The 17240-nt window shown below is 71.7% G+C and carries 19 protein-coding genes; 14 read left to right on the forward strand and 5 right to left on the reverse strand.

Annotation, left to right across the window (positions count from 1 at the left end):
- The first annotated feature begins 31 nt into the window (after positions 1 to 31).
- The 5 genes from AB0I79_RS20745 (at position 32) to AB0I79_RS20765 (ending at position 5429) form a co-directional block, all read left to right on the forward strand.
- Positions 32 to 913 carry a proline dehydrogenase family protein gene (locus tag AB0I79_RS20745; RefSeq protein ID WP_357875235.1) on the forward strand — a complete coding sequence of 294 codons (882 nt, stop codon included), beginning with the start codon at positions 32 to 34 and terminating at the stop codon, positions 911 to 913.
- 100 nt (positions 914 to 1013) lie between these two features.
- The gene (gene proC, locus AB0I79_RS20750; RefSeq protein ID WP_225270901.1) at positions 1014 to 1808 is read left to right on the forward strand and encodes a pyrroline-5-carboxylate reductase; all 795 of its coding nucleotides are present in this window, start codon (positions 1014 to 1016) and stop codon (positions 1806 to 1808) included.
- A gap of 241 nt (positions 1809 to 2049) precedes the next feature.
- Entirely contained in the window at positions 2050 to 3405 is a 1356-nt protein-coding gene (locus AB0I79_RS20755; protein WP_357875237.1) for an HlyD family efflux transporter periplasmic adaptor subunit, read from the forward strand.
- The gene (locus tag AB0I79_RS20760) at positions 3402 to 4166 is read left to right on the forward strand and encodes an ABC transporter ATP-binding protein (RefSeq protein ID WP_357875239.1); all 765 of its coding nucleotides are present in this window, start codon (positions 3402 to 3404) and stop codon (positions 4164 to 4166) included. The genes AB0I79_RS20755 and AB0I79_RS20760 overlap by 4 nt, the downstream gene beginning before the upstream one ends.
- A 78-nt stretch (positions 4167 to 4244) precedes the next feature.
- Positions 4245 to 5429, forward strand: coding sequence for an ABC transporter permease (locus AB0I79_RS20765; protein ID WP_357875241.1), 1185 nt, complete (start codon positions 4245 to 4247; stop codon positions 5427 to 5429).
- Between the two features lie 47 nt (positions 5430 to 5476).
- Here AB0I79_RS20765 and AB0I79_RS20770 read toward each other — a convergent pair whose 3' ends face one another.
- The 4 genes from AB0I79_RS20770 to AB0I79_RS20785 all read right to left on the reverse strand — a co-directional run bounded on the left by AB0I79_RS20770 (position 5477) and on the right by AB0I79_RS20785 (position 8941).
- Positions 5477 to 6217 carry an ABC transporter permease subunit gene (locus tag AB0I79_RS20770; RefSeq protein ID WP_357875243.1) on the reverse strand — a complete coding sequence of 247 codons (741 nt, stop codon included), beginning with the start codon at positions 6215 to 6217 and terminating at the stop codon, positions 5477 to 5479.
- Positions 6214 to 7104, reverse strand: a complete 891-nt coding sequence (locus tag AB0I79_RS20775) for an ABC transporter ATP-binding protein (protein ID WP_357875245.1) — start codon at positions 7102 to 7104, stop codon at positions 6214 to 6216. The genes AB0I79_RS20770 and AB0I79_RS20775 overlap by 4 nt, the downstream gene beginning before the upstream one ends.
- An 80-nt stretch (positions 7105 to 7184) precedes the next feature.
- Positions 7185 to 7838, reverse strand: a complete 654-nt coding sequence (locus tag AB0I79_RS20780; RefSeq protein WP_357875247.1) for a response regulator transcription factor — start codon at positions 7836 to 7838, stop codon at positions 7185 to 7187.
- Complete coding sequence (locus AB0I79_RS20785; protein WP_357875249.1) at positions 7835 to 8941, reverse strand: histidine kinase; 1107 nt, start codon at positions 8939 to 8941, stop codon at positions 7835 to 7837. Before AB0I79_RS20785 ends, AB0I79_RS20780 begins: the two co-directional genes overlap by 4 nt.
- A 148-nt stretch (positions 8942 to 9089) precedes the next feature.
- On the opposite strand from AB0I79_RS20785, the gene AB0I79_RS20790 reads away from it, so the two are divergent.
- The 9 genes from AB0I79_RS20790 (at position 9090) to AB0I79_RS20830 (ending at position 16363) form a co-directional block, all read left to right on the forward strand.
- A complete protein-coding gene (locus tag AB0I79_RS20790; protein WP_357875251.1) occupies positions 9090 to 10253 on the forward strand; it encodes an acetoin utilization protein AcuC in 1164 nt (387 codons plus the stop codon).
- Positions 10254 to 10298: 45 nt separating this feature from the next.
- Positions 10299 to 11081: a phosphatase gene (locus tag AB0I79_RS20795; RefSeq protein ID WP_357875253.1), complete on the forward strand. Its 783-nt coding sequence runs from the start codon at positions 10299 to 10301 to the stop codon at positions 11079 to 11081.
- Positions 11082 to 11393: 312 nt separating this feature from the next.
- Positions 11394 to 11597 carry a helix-turn-helix domain-containing protein gene (locus AB0I79_RS20800; RefSeq protein WP_026214222.1) on the forward strand — a complete coding sequence of 68 codons (204 nt, stop codon included), beginning with the start codon at positions 11394 to 11396 and terminating at the stop codon, positions 11595 to 11597.
- A gap of 174 nt (positions 11598 to 11771) precedes the next feature.
- A complete protein-coding gene (locus AB0I79_RS20805) occupies positions 11772 to 11870 on the forward strand; it encodes an AURKAIP1/COX24 domain-containing protein (RefSeq protein WP_018654693.1) in 99 nt (32 codons plus the stop codon).
- Between the two features lie 22 nt (positions 11871 to 11892).
- Positions 11893 to 12888, forward strand: coding sequence for an NAD-dependent epimerase/dehydratase family protein (locus tag AB0I79_RS20810; protein WP_357875255.1), 996 nt, complete (start codon positions 11893 to 11895; stop codon positions 12886 to 12888).
- Positions 12889 to 12958: 70 nt separating this feature from the next.
- Positions 12959 to 13840, forward strand: coding sequence for a lysophospholipid acyltransferase family protein (locus AB0I79_RS20815; RefSeq protein ID WP_357875331.1), 882 nt, complete (start codon positions 12959 to 12961; stop codon positions 13838 to 13840).
- 75 nt (positions 13841 to 13915) lie between these two features.
- Positions 13916 to 14713, forward strand: a complete 798-nt coding sequence (locus AB0I79_RS20820; RefSeq protein ID WP_357875257.1) for an SDR family NAD(P)-dependent oxidoreductase — start codon at positions 13916 to 13918, stop codon at positions 14711 to 14713.
- Between the two features lie 58 nt (positions 14714 to 14771).
- Positions 14772 to 15350, forward strand: coding sequence for an RNA polymerase sigma factor (locus tag AB0I79_RS20825; protein ID WP_357875259.1), 579 nt, complete (start codon positions 14772 to 14774; stop codon positions 15348 to 15350).
- A 2-nt stretch (positions 15351 to 15352) separates the two neighbouring features.
- Positions 15353 to 16363: an LCP family protein gene (locus tag AB0I79_RS20830; RefSeq protein ID WP_357875261.1), complete on the forward strand. Its 1011-nt coding sequence runs from the start codon at positions 15353 to 15355 to the stop codon at positions 16361 to 16363.
- A 6-nt stretch (positions 16364 to 16369) separates the two neighbouring features.
- Here AB0I79_RS20830 and AB0I79_RS20835 read toward each other — a convergent pair whose 3' ends face one another.
- A complete protein-coding gene (locus AB0I79_RS20835; protein WP_357875263.1) occupies positions 16370 to 17239 on the reverse strand; it encodes an HAD-IB family hydrolase in 870 nt (289 codons plus the stop codon).
- Position 17240: the final 1 nt, after the last annotated feature.

Raw genomic sequence — 17240 nt, forward strand, 5'->3', positions numbered from 1 at the left:
CCCGCCGGTTCAGGTGACTAGTGTGGGTCGCGTGCTCCGACAGGCCATGCTCGCCCTTTCGAAGAGCCGGCGCGCCGAGCGGCTCGTCACCACCTCCCCGCTGACCGCGGACGTGGTCAGGCGATACGTCGCCGACGACATCGGGGCCGTGGTCGGCGCGCTGACCCGCGACGGGCTGCTGGTCAGCGCCGACCACCTCGGCGAGGAGGTGAACGACCCGGCCCAGGCCGAGGCGGCCGTCGCCACCTACGTCGCGCTGCTCGACCTGCTGCCCGCGGGCTCCGACGTGTCGGTCAAGCTCACCGCGCTGGGGCTGCGGCAGTCGCGGCGGCTCGCGCTCGCCAACGCCGCCACCATCTGCGCGGCCGCGACGGGCAAGGGCGTCACGGTCACGCTCGACGCCGAGGAGCACGACACGATCCCCGGGCTGCACGCCGTGCACGCCGCGCTGCGCAGGGACCATCCCGACGTGGGGGTGGTCGTGCAGGCGTACCTGCCGGACTCGCTCGACCGCTGCGAGAAGCTGGGCGGGGCGCGGGTGCGGCTGTGCAAGGGGGCGTACACGGCGCCCGGCGCGTACGCCAGGCCCGCCGACATCGACCGCTCCTTCGTGCGGTGCCTGAAGGTGCTGATGGCCGGCACCGGCTACCCGATGGTCGCCACCCACGACCCGCGGCTGCTGCGGATCGCCTCCGCGCTGGCGGTGCTCGACGGGCGTGACCTGAGCGGGTTCGAGTACCAGATGTTGTACGGGGTGCGGCCCGACGAGCAGGTGCGCCTGGCCGGGCTGGGGGCGCGGGTGCGCGTGTACGTTCCCTACGGCTCCGACTGGTACGCCTACCTCATGCGCAGGCTGGCCGAACGCCCGCGCAACCTGGCCTTCTTCCTCCGCTCGCTGCTGTCGCGCGGCTGACCGGCCCCGGCCCCCGCTCTCCCGGCCGCCGTGGCCGACGGCAGCCGATAAGCTCCAGGTCAGCGTCTACTTCCTCCGATACTTCCGCCGAGGGGCCGAAATGATCGCGATTCTGGGCACGGGCAAGATGGGCGAGGCTCTGCTGTCCGGGCTGCTGCGCGCCGGGTTCAAGCCGGGCGACATCATGGCGACCACGCGCAGGGCCGAGCGCGCGGAGGCGCTGCGCGAGACGTACGGCGTGCGCACCGTGTCCAACGCCGAGGCTGCCAAGGCCGCCGACACGCTCATCCTGGCCGTCAAGCCGCAGGACATGGGGACGCTGCTGGCCGAGATCGCCCCCCACGTGCCCGCCGAGCGGCTGGTGATCTCCGCGGCGGCCGGCATCACCACGTCGTTCGTCGAGCAGCGGCTGGGGGTGGAGGTGCCGGTGGTGCGCGTGATGTCGAACACGCCGATCCGGTTCGACGAGGCGATGAGCGTCATCTCGGCGGGGGCGTACGCGGGGGAGGAGCACCTGAAGCTGGCCGAGGGGCTGCTGAAGCCGGTCGGCAAGGTGCTGCGGATCCCCGAGTCGCAGCAGGACGCCGCGACGGCGCTGTCCGGGAGCGGGCCCGCCTACTTCTTCTACCTGGTCGAGGCCATGGTGGACGCGGGAATCCTGCTCGGCATGCCGCGGGCCGCCGCGCTCGACATGGTCACCCAGTCGATCGTGGGGGCTGCGGTGATGCTGCGCGACTCGGGGGAGCATCCGGTGATCCTGCGCGAGGCCGTCACCTCCCCGGGCGGGACGACGATCGCCGCCATCGCGGAGCTGGAGCGCCACAGCGTGCGCGCCGCCTTCCTGGCCGCCATCGAGGCCGCCCGCGACCGGGGGCGTCAGCTCGCGTCGGGGTGATGCCGCCCGCCTCATGCCCGAAACCCACCCATCCGTTACGGCAAGCCGGCGTCACCGCCCCCCGCCGCACGTGGCTGAGGGCCTCCAGGAGAACGCCCGCTGAACCCGCACGTGGCCGGCCGCCGTTACGTGCGTCTTCTTGACCGTCTGGGTGGTTTCCCGAGGCCGGGCCGCGATCCGCCACGCGGACGCCCGAGCGGGCGCTTGTGCGGGCAGGTGGCGGGGATCCACGATGGGTCGGGTGACGATTCGTTACGGGGCCGCCCCGTTGCTCGTCCTGTTAGCGCTGACCGGCTGCACCGCTGAGGAACCGGCGACCGTCCAGGTCGCCGACGTTCGGCGGGCGCCGGTCACCGAGGTCGTCGAGGCGCCCGCCACCATCGGGGCGCGGGCCTCCGCGACGCTGCGCTCGCCCGCCCAGGGCACGATCGCCAGGCTCCACGTCCGCGACGGCGACCGCGTCCGCAAGGGGCAGATCGTGGCCAGGATCCGCTCGCCCCAGGCCGAGGACCAGCTCCGCCAGGCCCGGCAGGCGTCCGAGATGGCCACTCCGGCCCGCTTCAGCGCCCCGAGCGTGCGCCTGCCGTCGTTCGACACCCGCGCCTTCGACCGCAAGGTGGCGCGGCACTTCGCCAGAGCCCGCCAGGAGGCCGCGAAGGTCGAGGACAAGCGGGCCCGCAAGCAGCTCATGAACGCCATCGACCTGGCCAGGACCCAGCACCGGGCCCAGACCAGGGCGCTGGCCTCGATCACCGCCCAGCTCAACCGCTCCATCAGCGGCCTCATGACCGGCGTCACCAGCGGGCTGTCCAGCTCCATGGCCTCGCTGCAGGCCGCCTCCAGGTCCCAGGCCAGGGCCGCGGTCAAGGTGGCCGAGCGGACGGTGCGGTCGCTGACCGTCAAGGCGCCGTTCGCCGGGGTCGTCACGCTCGGCCGGGTCTCGGGCGGTGGCGGCATGCCCGGCGGCGTCGAGAGCCTGCTCGGCCGGCTCCCCGGCGGGAGCGGGCAGCAGCTGCCCTCGGTGCCCTCCGGCGGGTCCGCTCAGGGGACACCGGTGGCGGCCGGGGTGCCGGTCTCGGCGGGCGACCCGATCGTCACCGTGACCGACGTGTCCGAGCTCACCCTGGACGCCGACGTGGACGAGACGGACGTGCTGCTCGTGCGCGAGGGCGTCGAGGCGGAGGTCGAGCTGGACGCGGTGCCCGGCGCCACGTACGCGGCCGCGGTGACCGGCATCGGCGTCGCCCCCATGGAGGGCACCACCGGCGGCGTCAGCTACCCCGTACGACTCAGGATCGGCACCGGCGCGTTCGACGACGGCTCCGAGGCGCCGACGCCCAAGCCCGGCATGAGCGCGGTGGCGCGGCTGACCGTGCGCGAATCGCCGTCGGCCGTCGCCGCGCCCGCCTCGGCCATCGTCTCCAGCGGGCGCGAGAGCGTGGTCTGGGTGGTCGGGAACGGCGTGGCCCAGCGGCGCGTGGTCAAGCTCGGCGCCCAGGGGGACGCGGTGGTGGAGGTGCTGAGCGGGCTGTCCGTGGGCGAGCGGATCGTGGTCAGGGGAGCGGACTCCGTACGGGCAGGGCAGACCCTCCCATGACCGGCGGGCCTGGGAAGGATGATCCGGCCGGCGGGGCCCGGAGGGGAGAGGCGGCCGGCGGGCCCGCGATCGAGGCGGTCGAGCTGACCCGCCGCTACCAGCTCGACGGCGTGGCCGTGGAGGCGTTGCGGGGCGTCTCGCTGCGGATCGGCCAGGGCGAGTTCGCGGCGGTCGTCGGCCCGTCGGGGTCCGGCAAGTCCACGCTCATGCACCTGCTCGGCTGCCTCGACCGCCCGTCCTCGGGCGTGCTGCGCGTGGGCGGGGTGGACATCTCGCGGCTGTCCGACGGGGAGCTGGCCGAGCTGCGGAACAGGACGATCGGGTTCGTCTTCCAGTCCTTCCACCTGCTGGCCAGGACGACGGCGCTGGACAACGTGGCGCTGCCGCTGGTCTACCGGGGGCTGGGCAGGGCCGAGCGGCGGGCCAGGGCCCGTGCGGCGCTGGAGTCGGTGGGGCTCGGGCACCGCCTGCAGCACCGGCCCTCGCAGATGTCCGGCGGCGAGCAGCAGCGCGTGGCCATCGCCAGGGCGCTGGTGGGCGAGCCCGAGGTGCTGCTGGCCGACGAGCCCACCGGGAACCTCGACACCGCCAGCGGGGCCGAGGTGATGGCCATCCTCGACCGGCTCAACGCCGAAGGCGGCATGGCGGTGGTGCTGGTCACGCACGAGGCAGAGGTGGCCGCCCACGCCAGACGGCAGATCCACGTGCGGGACGGCCTGATCGAGCGGGACGACGGCCCAGGAGGGGCGACGGCCTCATGAGGGGCGGTTCGTGGGGGGTGGCGGTTCGTGAGGGGTGGCGGTTCGTGAGGGGTGGCGGGTCATGAGGGGTGCCGGGTCGTGAGGAACGGTGAGGCGCTGGCCATGGCGATGGAGGCGCTGCGCGTGAACCGGCTGCGCAGCGTGCTCACCATGCTGGGCGTGATCATCGGCGTGCTGGCCGTGGTGATCCTCGTGGCCATCGGCACCGGCGCGAAGGACGAGATCGAGAAGCAGATCTCCGGCCTCGGCACGAACATCATCCTCGTCGTCCCTGGCCGCATCAGCCTCGGCGCCGCGCCCACGCAGAGCAAGCTCGGCCTGGCCGACGTGGCCTACGTGCGGCGGGTGGTGGGCGACCCGTCGAAGGTGACGGTGTCGCTGCAGTCGGGCGAGACCGTGCGCGTGGGCAGGACCGAGGCGTTCGTCACGGTGATCGGCACCGATCAGAACCTGGTCAACATCTTCGAGCGGCCCGTGGACAAGGGCCGCCCGCTGAGCGAGACCGACGTGGACACCCGGCGCAGGGTGGCGGTGCTCGGCTCGGAGGTGGCCGACCGGCTGTTCGGCGAGCTGGACCCGATCGGGCGGCAGGTGACGGTGGCGGGGGCGAGGTTCCGGGTGGTCGGGGTGTACGCCACGGTGGGGCAGACGTTCGGGCTCTCCCGCGACCAGGAGATCCACATCCCGGTGACGACCGCGCAGCGGCTGCTGGGGATCGAGCGGATCAACGGGATGGCGGTGGGCGCGTCCGGGCCGGACGAGATCGATCCGCTGTCGGACCGGGTGACGGCGGCGCTGCGGGACAGGTATCCGGGCGAGCAGTTCTCGGCGGTCACGCAGACCGCGCTGCTCGGCACGGTCGGCAGCGTGCTGGGCATGCTCACCGGCGTGCTGGCGGCCATCGCGGGCATCTCGCTGCTGGTCGGCGGCGTCGGCGTGTCGAACATCATGCTGGTCAGCGTGCGCGAGCGGACCAGGGAGATCGGGCTGCGCAAGGCGCTGGGCGCCAGGCAGCGTGACATCCTGGCGCAGTTCCTGATCGAGGCGGTGCTGCTGACGACGATCGGCGGGCTCATCGGGATCCTGCTCGGGGTGGGCGGCTCGCTGGCCATCGCGGCGCTCACCGAGGTGCCGGCGTCGATCACGTGGTGGTCGATCGCGCTGGCGTTCGGGGTGTCGGCGGCGGTCGGGGTGTTCTTCGGCGTGGCGCCGGCGCGAAGGGCGGGCCGGTTGGACCCGGTGATCGCCCTTCGCGCCGAGTGAGCTCCCAGCCGTCGCGGCCGGGCCCGTGATCGCCGCCCGTGTCGAGCTCAGGCGTCGCGCCGCTGCATGAGGACCGCCCCCGCGATCGTGGCGACGGCGATCCACGCCAGGTAGACGCCGAACCCGCCCCACGGTGTCAGCGACTCGCTGCTCTGTCCGGCGACGAGCAACTGGCCGGCGTTGGTGGTGAAGTACTCGGCCACGGTCCTGCCCCACTGCCCGGGAAGCTGGTTGGCCACCTGGGGCAGCACCAGCATGAGCCCGATGGCCGCCACGATCGCCCCGGGCGTGTGCCGGACGAGCGTCCCGAGCCCCAGCCCGAAGATCCCGCAGGCGGTCAGGTAGAGCGAGGACCCGATCAGCGCACGGACGACCTCGCCTGTCGCGAGCTCCGGCGGCTGGGTGAAGGCCAGCCCGACGCCGAGCGCGGCGGCGGAGGCGAGCGCGGAGACGACCAGCGAGGTCGCCCCGAACACCACGAGCTTGCCGGTCAGCAGCTTCATCCGCTTGGGCACGCTCATCAGCGAGGTGCGGATGCCGCCGGTGCGGTACTCGCTGGAGATCACCAGCACGCCCAGCGTGGCGATGGCGAGCTGGGCGAACATGATCCCGAGCAGGCTCGCGGCGACGGCCTGACCGGCGGGGATCGGCCCCTCGGCGTCGTTCTTGATGGAGGCGCTGAGCAGCGCCGACAGGCCCACCATCAGCCCGAAGGCGGCCGCCAGCGTCCACACCGTCGAGCGCACCGAGCGGATCTTCGTCCATTCGGACCTGAGGATGTCGATCATGCCGAGAACTCCAGACTGTCCTTGGTCAGCTCCATGTAGGCCGCCTCCAGCGAGGGCTGCACGAACGTCAGCTCCTCCAGCGGGATGCCGGCCCTGGCCGTCAGGGTGCCGATCTCCAGCGTGCTCATCGCGGTCACCCGCAGGTGGTCGTGGTGCAGCTCACCGACCTTGACCAGCTCGGCCACCTCGGCCAGCCGGGGCGAGCGGACCCTTACGTAACCCTGGGAGCTGCGGCCGATGAACTCCTGCACGCTCGTGTCGGCGATCAGCCGGCCCCTGCCGATGACGATCAGGTGGTCGGCGGTCTGCGCCATCTCGCTCATCAGATGGCTGGAGACGAACACCGCCCGCCCCTGGGCCGCCAGCTCGCGCATGAACGTGCGGATCCACAGGATGCCGTCGGGGTCGAGCCCGTTGACGGGCTCGTCGAACAGCAGGATCTCGGGGTCGCCGAGCAGCGCCGCGGCGATGCCGAGCCGCTGCGACATGCCCAGCGAGAAGCCGCCGACCCGCCGCTTGGCCACCTCGCGCAGCCCGACGGTCTCCAGCACCTCCTCCACGCGGGAGGCCGGCAGGCCGTTGCTCTGCGCGATGGCGAGCAGGTGGTTGCGGGCGCTGCGCCCGCCGTGCACGGCCTTGGCGTCGAGCAGCGCGCCCACCTTGCGCAGGGGATGCCGCAGCTCGGCGTAGGGGCGCCCGGCCACGAGCACGGACCCGCCGGACGGGCGGTCGAGGCCGAGGATCATGCGCATGGTGGTCGACTTGCCGGCGCCGTTGGGCCCGAGGAAGCCGGTCACCTGACCCGGCTCGACGTCGAACGACAGGTCCGCGACGGCCATGGTTGAGCCGTAGCGCTTGCTCAGGTTCGTTGCTCGAATCGCGGTCATGGTGCAAGCGTGCCGTCGCGCCCGCCGGTTTTCTTCCTGCCAGGGAACCGTTCGCCGGGCGGCGGGCTAGGACCGTGGTCCTACTCTCCAGGGTGGACCAGCGCCGCCTCGTAGGCGATGATCACGGCCTGCGCGCGGTCCCTGACGCCGAGCTTCGCGAACAGGCTCGTCACGTGGTTCTTCACGGTCGAGGGGGAGACGGCCAGGCCGGCGGCGATCTCCGCGTTCGACCGGCCGCGGGCGATCAGTACGAGGATCTCCCGCTCGCGGTCCGTGAGCCCCGACAGCTCGGCGGGTGCCGTGCGCGGGGGCGAGGTGCGGACGAACGTGCCGATGAGCCGGGTCAGCAGGCGCGGCGCGACGGCCGACTCGCCCCGGTGCACGACGCGCACGCCCTCGATCAGCTCCTCGGGGGAGACGTCCTTGGGCAGGAACCCGTCGGCGCCCGCCCGCAGCGCCGCCACCACGTTCTCGTCCAGGTCGAACGTGCTCAGCGCGAGCACCCGCACGCCGGGCAGCTCCGTGGTGATCAGCTCGGTGGCGCGTACCCCGCCCATGCCGGGCATGTGCAGGTCCATCAGCACCACGTCGGGGCGCAGCCGCCTGCTCAGCTCCACGGCCTGCTCGCCGTCCGCCGCCTCGCCGACCACGCTCAGGTCGGGCTGCGCGTTCAGCATGAGCTTGAAGCCCGTACGCACGAGCGCGTAATCGTCGGCCAGCAGGACACTGATCATGCCTTCTCCAGGGGTAAGCGGGCGTGCACGCGGAAGCCGCCTTCGGGCCTGGGGCCGGTGGACAGCTGGCCGCCGCACAGGGCGACCCGCTCGGCCATGCCGCCGAGCCCGAAGCCCGGCGTGCCGTCGTCCTTCGGCAGGCCGTCGTCGAGCACCTCGACCTCCACGGCCGAGGCCCCGTAGGCCAGGCGCACGCTGGCCCTGGCGCCGGCCGCGTGCTTGCGGGTGTTGGTCAGCGCCTCCTGCACGATCCGGTAGACGGCGTGGTCCACGGCGGCGGGCAGCTCGACGGGCTCTCCCGTCACGGCCAGGTGGGCCGGCAGCCCCGCGGACCTGGCCTCCTTGATCAGCGCGGGCAGGCGGTCGGCGCCCACCCCGGTGGCGGCGTCCGGCCCCTCGTTGCCGTCGGCCCGCAGCACGTCGAGCAGGCGGCGCATCTCCGACATCGCCTGGCGGGCGGTCTGCTCGGCGCTCTCCAGGGCTTCCCTGGTGACCGCCTGCTCGGGCGGCAGCGTGGCACGCGCGCCGCCGACCAGCGCGTTGATCACGGTGATGTGGTGCGCGACCACGTCGTGCAGCTCCCTGGCGATGCGCCGCCGCTCGGCGCGCACCGCCGCGTCGGCGGCCTCGCGCCTGCCGCGCTCGTTGAGCTCGGTCCTGAGCCGGACGAGCTGGCCGAGGCCCGCGGGGATGGCGACCATGAACAGGGCCGTCGCCCAGGCGGCCTGGACCGGGGTGCCCAGCTCCATCACGACGGTGTAGAACAGCCAGGTCACCGCCGAGACGATGGCGGTGGTGCGGCCGGTGGTGAAGCGGCTCATGCTGTAGAGGGCGACGGTCGTGGCGACGTTGGGGGAGTCGACGAGACCTGTCAGGATGCTCACCGCGTCCACGGCAGCCACCAGGGCCACGGTCGTGATCGGCCGGTTGCGGCGCATGAGCAGGGGCAGCACGGTCAGCAGGTAGTGCACGTTGCCGAGGGCGAGCCGGGTGTCGCCCAGGACCAGCACGGCGACGGCGCCCAGGATCGACGGGATGGTGAGCACGATCACCAGCGTCCGGTCGGAGACCTTGGGACGCTGGAAGAATCGCACGATCTTCATGAGGGTCCGCACCGCGCGCACGATCAAACCCTAGTTCAGGACATGTCGGCGTTGCTGGGACGTTCTACCGCGCCGAGCCCGGGCTACAACCGGGCGTCTGCCCTGCGGTAACGTCGGCGCAAGGCGAGGGACACGCGGAGGGGTTGGCATGAGCCGGTCGGCACGGGTGATCTGGGACGACGCTCTCACCTCCTACAACTTCGGCCCGAGCCATCCACTTGCCCCCGTGCGGGTGGAGCTCACCATGGCGCTCGCCCGCGAGCTCGGCGTGCTCGACAAGGTCGAGATGGCCGGCTGCGGCCCCGCGAGCGACGACGAGCTGGCCATGGTGCACGACCGCGCCTACATCGAGGCCGTCAAGCGCGTGTCCGCCACCGGCAGGCCCGATCTGAGCGTGGGGCTCGGCACGAGCGACAATCCGGCGTTCGCGGGCGTGCACGAGGCGTCCGCGCTGATCGCCGGGGCCTCGCTGGCCGCCGCCCGCTCGGTGTGGGAGGGCACGGCCGAGCACGCGGTCAACGTCGCGGGCGGGCTGCACCACGCGATGCCCGCCGCGGCGAGCGGGTTCTGCGTCTACAACGATCCGGCGCTGGCCATCGCGTGGCTGCTGCGGCAGGGCGCGAGCCGCGTCGCGTACGTGGACGTGGACGTGCACCACGGCGACGGCGTGCAGGCGGTGTTCTACGACGACCCCAGGGTGCTGACGATCAGCCTGCACGAGAGCCCGCGCACGCTGTTCCCCGGCACGGGCTTCCCCGAGGAGACCGGGACCGCGGGCACGGCCGTCAACGTCGCGCTCCCGGCCGGCACGGGCGACTCCGGCTGGTTGCGGGCCTTCCACGCGGTGGTGCCGCCGCTGCTGCACGAGTTCCGGCCCGAGATCCTGGTGACCCAGCACGGCTGCGACAGCCACGCGCTCGACCCCCTGGCCAACCTCATGCTCAGCGTCGACGGCCAGCGGGCCGCGTACGCGGCGCTGCACCGCCTGGCCCACGAGACGGCAGGCGGCCGGTGGATCGCCACCGGCGGGGGCGGCTACGAGCTGGTGCAGGTGGTGCCGCGGGCCTGGACTCACCTCATCGCCGAGTTGTCGGGGCATCCGGTCGATCCCGCCACGCCGACGGGTCAGGGCTGGCGGCAGTTCGTACGGGAGCGTACGGGCGAGACACCGCCGCTGACCATGACGGACGGCCGAAACCCGGAATTTCGCGACTTGTCCGGTGGTTATGATCCAGCGGACCCCATTGACCGTGCGGTCATGGCGACCCGAAACGCGGTGTTCCCCCTGCACGGCCTCGATCCGATGCCCTGACCGAGGCGCACGGCCTCGCTCCGTAGCCCTGACGAGGAAGAACCAGTGCTGAGCCGCGACGAACTCAGAGATCATCTTGTATACAGCCGCATAGCCGGCGATGTCGCGACCCCCCGCGAGAACAACCTGGACCACTACAGCTCGCTGGCCAACGGCGACCCCTACTACGCGCTGGGCCTGACCTTCGACCAGCCGTGGTCGTACCGCGACATCCTCGCCCTGATGGCCAAGTCCGCGGGCGTGGTCTCCGACCCCGACCACCGCTGGGGCCAGGACACCATCGACCCCGACCTGACGATCGACGCGATCGACGCCATGGCCGAGCGCATCGCCTCGGTGCTGTCGCGGCCGGAGCCGCGCATCCTGTTCGCCACCGGGCACCCCACCGGCATCCTGGCCATCCACCTGACTCTGGCCGCCTTCTGCGCGGCGAAGGGCGCGCGGCTGCTGTCGCCGGCCGAGGGCTGGACGTACGCGGGGTCGGGTTTCGGTCGTCCCAGAAGGATCCGTTATCTCCAGGACATCGCCATGCTCGACGACCGCGGCGCGCTGGTGCACACCCACGACGCGGCCCCGATGCGGCACATGCTGCACGAGCTGGACGGCGACCACCCCGACCTCGTGATCGCCGACCACGGCTGGGCCGGAGCGGCAGGGGAGGCGGGTGTGCCCACAGTGGCGTTCGCCGACTGCAACGACCCGGGGCTCTTCGTCGGTGAGGCGGAAGGCAAGCTTGACGTGGTCGTGCCACTCGACGACAACGTGCTACCCCGCTACTACGCTCCGTTGACCGAGAGGTTGGTCACAGGAGTCTCACGCGCCCTTTGAGTCTAATTCGGTCATCCGCATACCGTCTTTTCGCGCCTGCATTCCAAGAGGCTCGCTGTCCCTTTGCCAACTTTTGACGGGGCTCCGGCGACTCTTATGTGTGGCAACTTGGACAGTTCCAACGTCCAAAAGTGGTGCTCGGGCAGGCTGCTGGCCAGCGATTTCGCTGGTTCGGCTGACAGATGACTCCGGCAGTTGAGAAACTAGGGGGTTTGCGCACCCGGAGTCCCGACTTACGCTGACGGCAGTACACGTGCGTGAGCAATGGCACCAGTGGGGATAACCCGGAAACACGTGCGGAAGAGGCGTCCGATGGGTGCAGGCGAAAGACCTCTCAGCGAGGTGAAGTTCCTGACCGTCGCAGAAGTGGCGACGGTCATGAGGGTGTCCAAGATGACGGTGTACCGGCTCGTTCACTCGGGCGAGCTGCCGGCCATCAGAGTCGGCCGATCGTTCAGGGTGCCTGAGCAGGCGGTACACGACTATCTGCGGGAGGCCTACATCGAGGCAGGTTGACGTAGCGACACGCCGAGTCGTGTCGTGAGTGCTCTCGCGGGAGAGGCCCGGCCGCCGCTGATGCGGCCGGGCTCTCACCCCCCGAGGGGCGATCTACCGTGGATCGCCGGTAGTCTGTGAGCCGGTGTGCGCTCGCACTCCGGTTCAGACGTGCTATCAGTACCTGGGGGTCCCGTGGGCTCTGTGATCAAGAAGCGCCGCAAGCGGATGGCTAAGAAGAAGCACCGCAAGCTGCTCAAGAAGACGCGCATCCAGCGGCGTAACAAGAAGTAACCGACGCAGCTGCGAGGCGCTGATGACCCACACCGTGCTTGTCACCGGGGTCTCGCGCCACATCGGCGCCCGGGTGGCGAGTGCTCTGGCGGCGGACCCGGACATCAGCCGCGTCATAGGAGTGGACACCGTGCCGCCCCCCTCGCTGACGCGAGACGGCGGCATCTCTCTCGGCCGGACGGAGTTCGTCCGGGTCGATCTGCGCAGCCCTGACATCGCTCAGGTGATCGCGGCCGCGGACATCGACACCGTTGTGCACATGAGCCTGGTCAGCGCTCCGTCGCGAAACGGCGGCAGGGCGGCCATGAAGGAGCACAACGTCATCGGCACCATGCAGTTGCTCGGTGCCTGCCAGCGGTCGGCGACCGTGCGACGTGTGGTGGTGCGCTCCACCACCGCCGTCTACGGCTCGTCGCCCCGGGATCCGGCGGTGTTCACCGAGGATCTGGAGCCGCACGACGGCCCGATCCACGGATACGCCAAAGACGCGGCCGAGGTCGAGGGTTACGTGCGGGGCTTCGCCCGGCGCCGCCCCGACGTGGTCGTCTCGCTGCTGCGCTTCGCCAACTTCATGGGTCCTGGCGTCGACTCGCCGCTGACTCGTTACTTCACCCAGCCGGTGCTGCCGACCGTGTTCGGCTTCGACCCGCGGCTGCAGTTCGTCCACGAGGACGACGCGGTCGAGGTGCTGCGCCGGATGGCGACCGAAGATCACCCCGGCACGTTCAACGTGGCCGGGGCGGGCGTGTTGCTCCTGTCCCAGTGCGCCAGGCGGGCGGGGCGGCCGAAGCTGCCGCTGTTCTCGCCCGCGTTCAAGGTGCTGGGCGGCGCCGTGCGCCAGATCGGGCTGGTCGAGTACTCGCCCGAGCAGGTCCGCCTGATGTGCCACGGCCGCGCGGTCGACATCTCCCGGCTGGAGGCCGAGCTGGGCTGGAGGCCCAAGTTCACCACCGGCGCGGCCTTCGACGACTTCCTGCGCTCGCGCGGCCTGCGGCCGCTCGGAGGTGTGCGCGCGTGAGCGTCCCGCAGCACGACCCGGAGGTGTGCGCGTGAGCGTCCCCCACGGGGAGGAGGCCCGCGTGATCCCCATCAGCGCGGCCCCGTCCTTCGAGCAGCAGCCCTCCGCCGACGAGCTCGCCGAACGGCTGGCCAAGCTGCTGGCCTTCCTGCGCAGGCGGATGACGGGCGACTACGAGGTCGACGAGTTCGGCTACGACGCCGAGCTGACCGACAAGGTGGTGCTCGAGCTCATCAGGCCGCTCTACACCCACTGGTTCAGGGTGGAGACGCTGGAGCTGAAGAACATCCCCGACGACAGCGGCGCGCTGATGGTCGCCAACCACTCCGGCACACTGCCGCTGGACGCGCTGATGTTGCAGGTGGCGCTGCACGACGAGGCCGGCAGGCCGCTGCGGCTGCTCGGCGCCGACCTGGTCTACCAGCTCCCGCTGCTGAGCCACCTGGCCCGCAAGACCGGCCACACGCTGGCCTGCCGAGAGGACGCCGACCGGCTGCTGCGCAAGGGTGAGCTGGTCGGGGTGTTCCCCGAGGGCTTCAAGGGCGTCGGCAAGCCGTTCTCCGAGCGCTACAAGCTGCAGCGCTTCGGCCGCGGCGGCTTCGTGGCCTCGGCCATCCGCGCCGGGGTGCCGATCGTGCCCACCGCGATCGTGGGCGCCGAGGAGATCTATCCCAAGATCGGCGATCTGAAGTTCCTGGCCAGGATGCTGGGGCTGCCCTACCTGCCGATCACCCCGTTCTTCCCGCTGCTGGGGCCGCTCGGCCTGGTGCCGCTGCCGTCCAAGTGGATGATCGAGTTCGGCGAGCCGATCCGCACCGACGAGTACGAGCCGTCCGCCGCCGACGATCCCATGCTCGTCTTCAACATCACCGACCACGTGCGCGAGGTCATCCAGCAACTCCTCAACGAGCTGCGGCTGCGCAGGGGGCACGCCTTCCCGCCCTTTCTCTGACGATCGGGTGCAACCGCTCCGATCCCCCCGGTGTTCTTCGCACGGATTTCACGGAACACCGAAGGGACAACCCTCATGGATCTGCAGCTTTCCGGCCGCGTCGCCGTCGTCACGGGCGCGTCCAGGGGCATCGGCCTGGCCGTCGCCCGCACCCTGGCCGAGGAGGGCGCCCACGTGGTCGCCGCCTCCCGCACGCCGTCCGACGCCCTCGCCGACGCCAAGGTGACGCACGTCGCGGTGGACCTCATGGACCCGGCCGCGCCCGCACGGGTCGTCGAGCGGGCCGTGGAGCAGTTCGGCGGGGTGGACATCCTGGTCAACAACGCCGGCGGGCCGCCGCCCGGAGCGACGCTGCCGCGGGCCGGGTTCATGGCGCCGGACGACGCGGACTGGGCGGCGATGTTCGAGTTCAACCTGTTCGCGGCGGTACGCATGATCCGGGCTGCGGTGCCGTACATGCTGGAGCGGGGCGGCGGCTCGATCGTCAACGTCTCCTCGACCATGGGCAGGCAGGCCGGCGCCGTCAACGTCGACTACAGCGCCGCCAAGGCGGCCGTGCTGGCGTTGAGCAAGTCCTTGTCCGCCGAGTACGCGCCGCAGGGCGTGCGGGTCAACACGGTCACGCCCGGGGCGGTGCTGACGGACTGGTGGACGAAGGAGGGTGGCGCGGCCGAGGTCTTCGCGGGCATGGTCGGCGCCGACAGGGACAGCGTGATCAACGAGGTGGCTCCTACGATGATGGGGCTGGCCACCGGCAGGCTGGTGCACCCGCAGGAGATCGCCGACGCGGTCGCCCTCCTCGTCTCGCCCCGCTCCGGCAGCACGACCGGCGCCGAGTTCGTGATCGACGGAGGCCAGCTGAAGGAGATCTGAACCCGATCGGCGGGTTGTGGCAAGACATCCGTGACCGATCCCCCGCAGAAGGGCGGAGATGATCACGCAACCCGCCGTCAGGGGTGCGGACGCCGACCTCGTACGGGCCTCGTGGACGGAACCCGAGGCCTTCGCCGAGCTCTTCGACCGCTACTCCGCCATGCTCTACCGGTACGTCTCCAGACGCCTCGGCCCCGAGCCCGCCGAGGACCTCGTCGGTGAGACGTTCCTGGTGGCGTTCTCCCGCAGGAAGAGCTACGACCTGGCGTACGCGGACGCCAGGCCGTGGCTCTTCGGCATTCTCACCAAGCTGGTCTCCCGCCACCACCGCACCGAGGCGGCCCGCTACCGGGCCCTGCTGCGTGCCCCTGTGGACTCCGAGGTGGAGTCGCCCGCCGACCGGGTGGCGGCCGGGGTGACCGCCCAGGCCGTGCGCGCCGAGCTGGCCGGCGCCCTGGCCGCGCTGCCCGCCAGGGACCGCGACGTGCTGCTGCTGATCGCCTGGGGCGATCTGACGTACGAGGAGGCCGCGCGGGCGCTCGGCATACCCGTGGGAACCGTGCGCTCCCGCCTCAACAGGGGCAGGCGGAAGGTACGTGCCGCGCTCGGCGACGCCAACCCGATGGAGGAGGAGTGACGATGGACGACCTGAAGCTGCTCCAGGACTTCGGGGCGGAGCTGGAGCACCAGCCACCTGCCACGCTCGTCCGCCAGCGCGAGCGGTTGCTGCGTGCCCGGCCCCGGCGCAGGTGGCCGGGATGGTGGACGGCCGGTCTCGTGGCCGTCGCCACGGCCGCCGCCGTCGCGGCGCCGGTGGCGTTCGTCGCCACCCGGCACACGGCCGCACCGCCGGCCGGCACGGACACGGTGGACATGAGCGGCACCAGGAACGTGCTGGTGATCGGCTCGGACACGCGCGAGGGCGAGGGCAACAAGAAGTACGGCCCCGAGTCGGCCAGGCAGAAGGCGGGCCGCCGGTCCGACACCATCATCATCGTGCACGTGCCCGCGGACCGGAGCAGGGCCACCGCGGTCAGCGTCTCGCGTGACCTGATCGTCGACATCCCGCGCTGCGGCTCGCAGCCCGCCCGGGTGGACCTGATCAACGCGGCGTACGGCTCGGGCGGCGTCGCGTGCCTCCGGACGACGCTGGAGAAGCTGTCGGGGCTGCGCCTGCATCACACGGTCGAGGTGGACTTCGCCGGGTTCAAGGACATGGTGGACGCGATCGGCGGCGTCACGGTCAAGCTTCCCGAGCCTGTGGACGACCGCGCAGCGAAGCTGAGGCTGCCCGCGGGCGAGCAGCTGCTCAACGGCGAGCAGGCCCTGGGCTACGCGCGGCTGCGCCACTACGGTGACGGCTCCGACATCGCCCGCATGAAGCGGCAGCAGGTGCTGGTGAAGACGATGCTGCACAAGGCCCAGCGGAGCCTGGCCGGCGACCCCGGCAAGCTCAAGGAGTTCATGGGCGCGATGCGCGAGTCGGTCGGGACGGACCTCTCGCTGGAGGCGATGTACGAGCTCGGCACCCAGCTCACCGGCACCAGGATGAACTTCGTGGCCGTCCCCTGGGAGCCCTACGCGAAGGACCCGAACCGGCTCCAGCTGAAGCAGCCCGCGGCGCGGGCGCTGTTCGAGTCGCTGAAGTAGGGGCGTTCAGCGGCGGTAGTGGCGGCGCAGGGCGATGCCCGCCGCCACACCGCCCGCCACGGCGCCCACGCCGGCCGCGATCGGCAGTGCCGTCAGCGTGGCCTTGCGCCCGGTGCGGAAGTCCTTGATCTCCCAGTCGTGCTTCCTGGCGTGCTCGCGCAGCTCGCTGTCGGGATTGATCGCCACGGCGGTGCCGACCAGCGACAACATCGGCAGGTCGTTGGCCGAGTCGCTGTAGGCGGTGCAGCGGGTCAGGTCGAGGCCCTCCCTGCGGGCCAGCGCGCGCACCGCCTCGGCCTTGGCGGGCCCGTGGAGCAGGTCGCCGACCAGCCGCCCGGTGTAGACGCCGTTGCTGGTCTCGGCGACCGTGCCGAGCGCGCCGGTCAGGCCGAGCCGCTGCGCGATCACCCTGGCCAGCTCGATCGGCGTGGCGGTGACCAGCCAGACCCGCTGGCCCGCGTCGAGGTGGTGCTGGGCGAGCGCGCGGGTGCCGCCCCAGATGCGGTCGGCCATGACCTCGTCGTAGATCTCCTCGCCGAGGCGGACGACGTCGTCGACCTTGGCCCCGGCGACGAACGCCAGCGCCGTCTCCCTGGCCACCGCGATGTGCTCGGGGTTCTCGTTGCCGCGCAGCCGGAACACCGCCTGCCCCACGGCGAACTTGAACAGGTCGGACGTGGTGAACAGCCCGCGCGTGGCCAGCCCTCTGGCGAAGTGGTAGATCGACGCGCCCCGCATCATCGTGTTGTCGACGTCGAAGAAGGCCGCACCCTGCAGGTCCGGCTCGGCGGGCGCGACGGTGACCGCCGCCTGTGCCGCGACCTCGCCGGCGACCTCGGGCTGCGGTTGCTGTTGTCGTCGCATAAGCCGCCACATG

The organism is Nonomuraea sp. NPDC050202, assembly GCF_040656115.1.
GTDB lineage: Bacteria > Actinomycetota > Actinomycetes > Streptosporangiales > Streptosporangiaceae > Nonomuraea.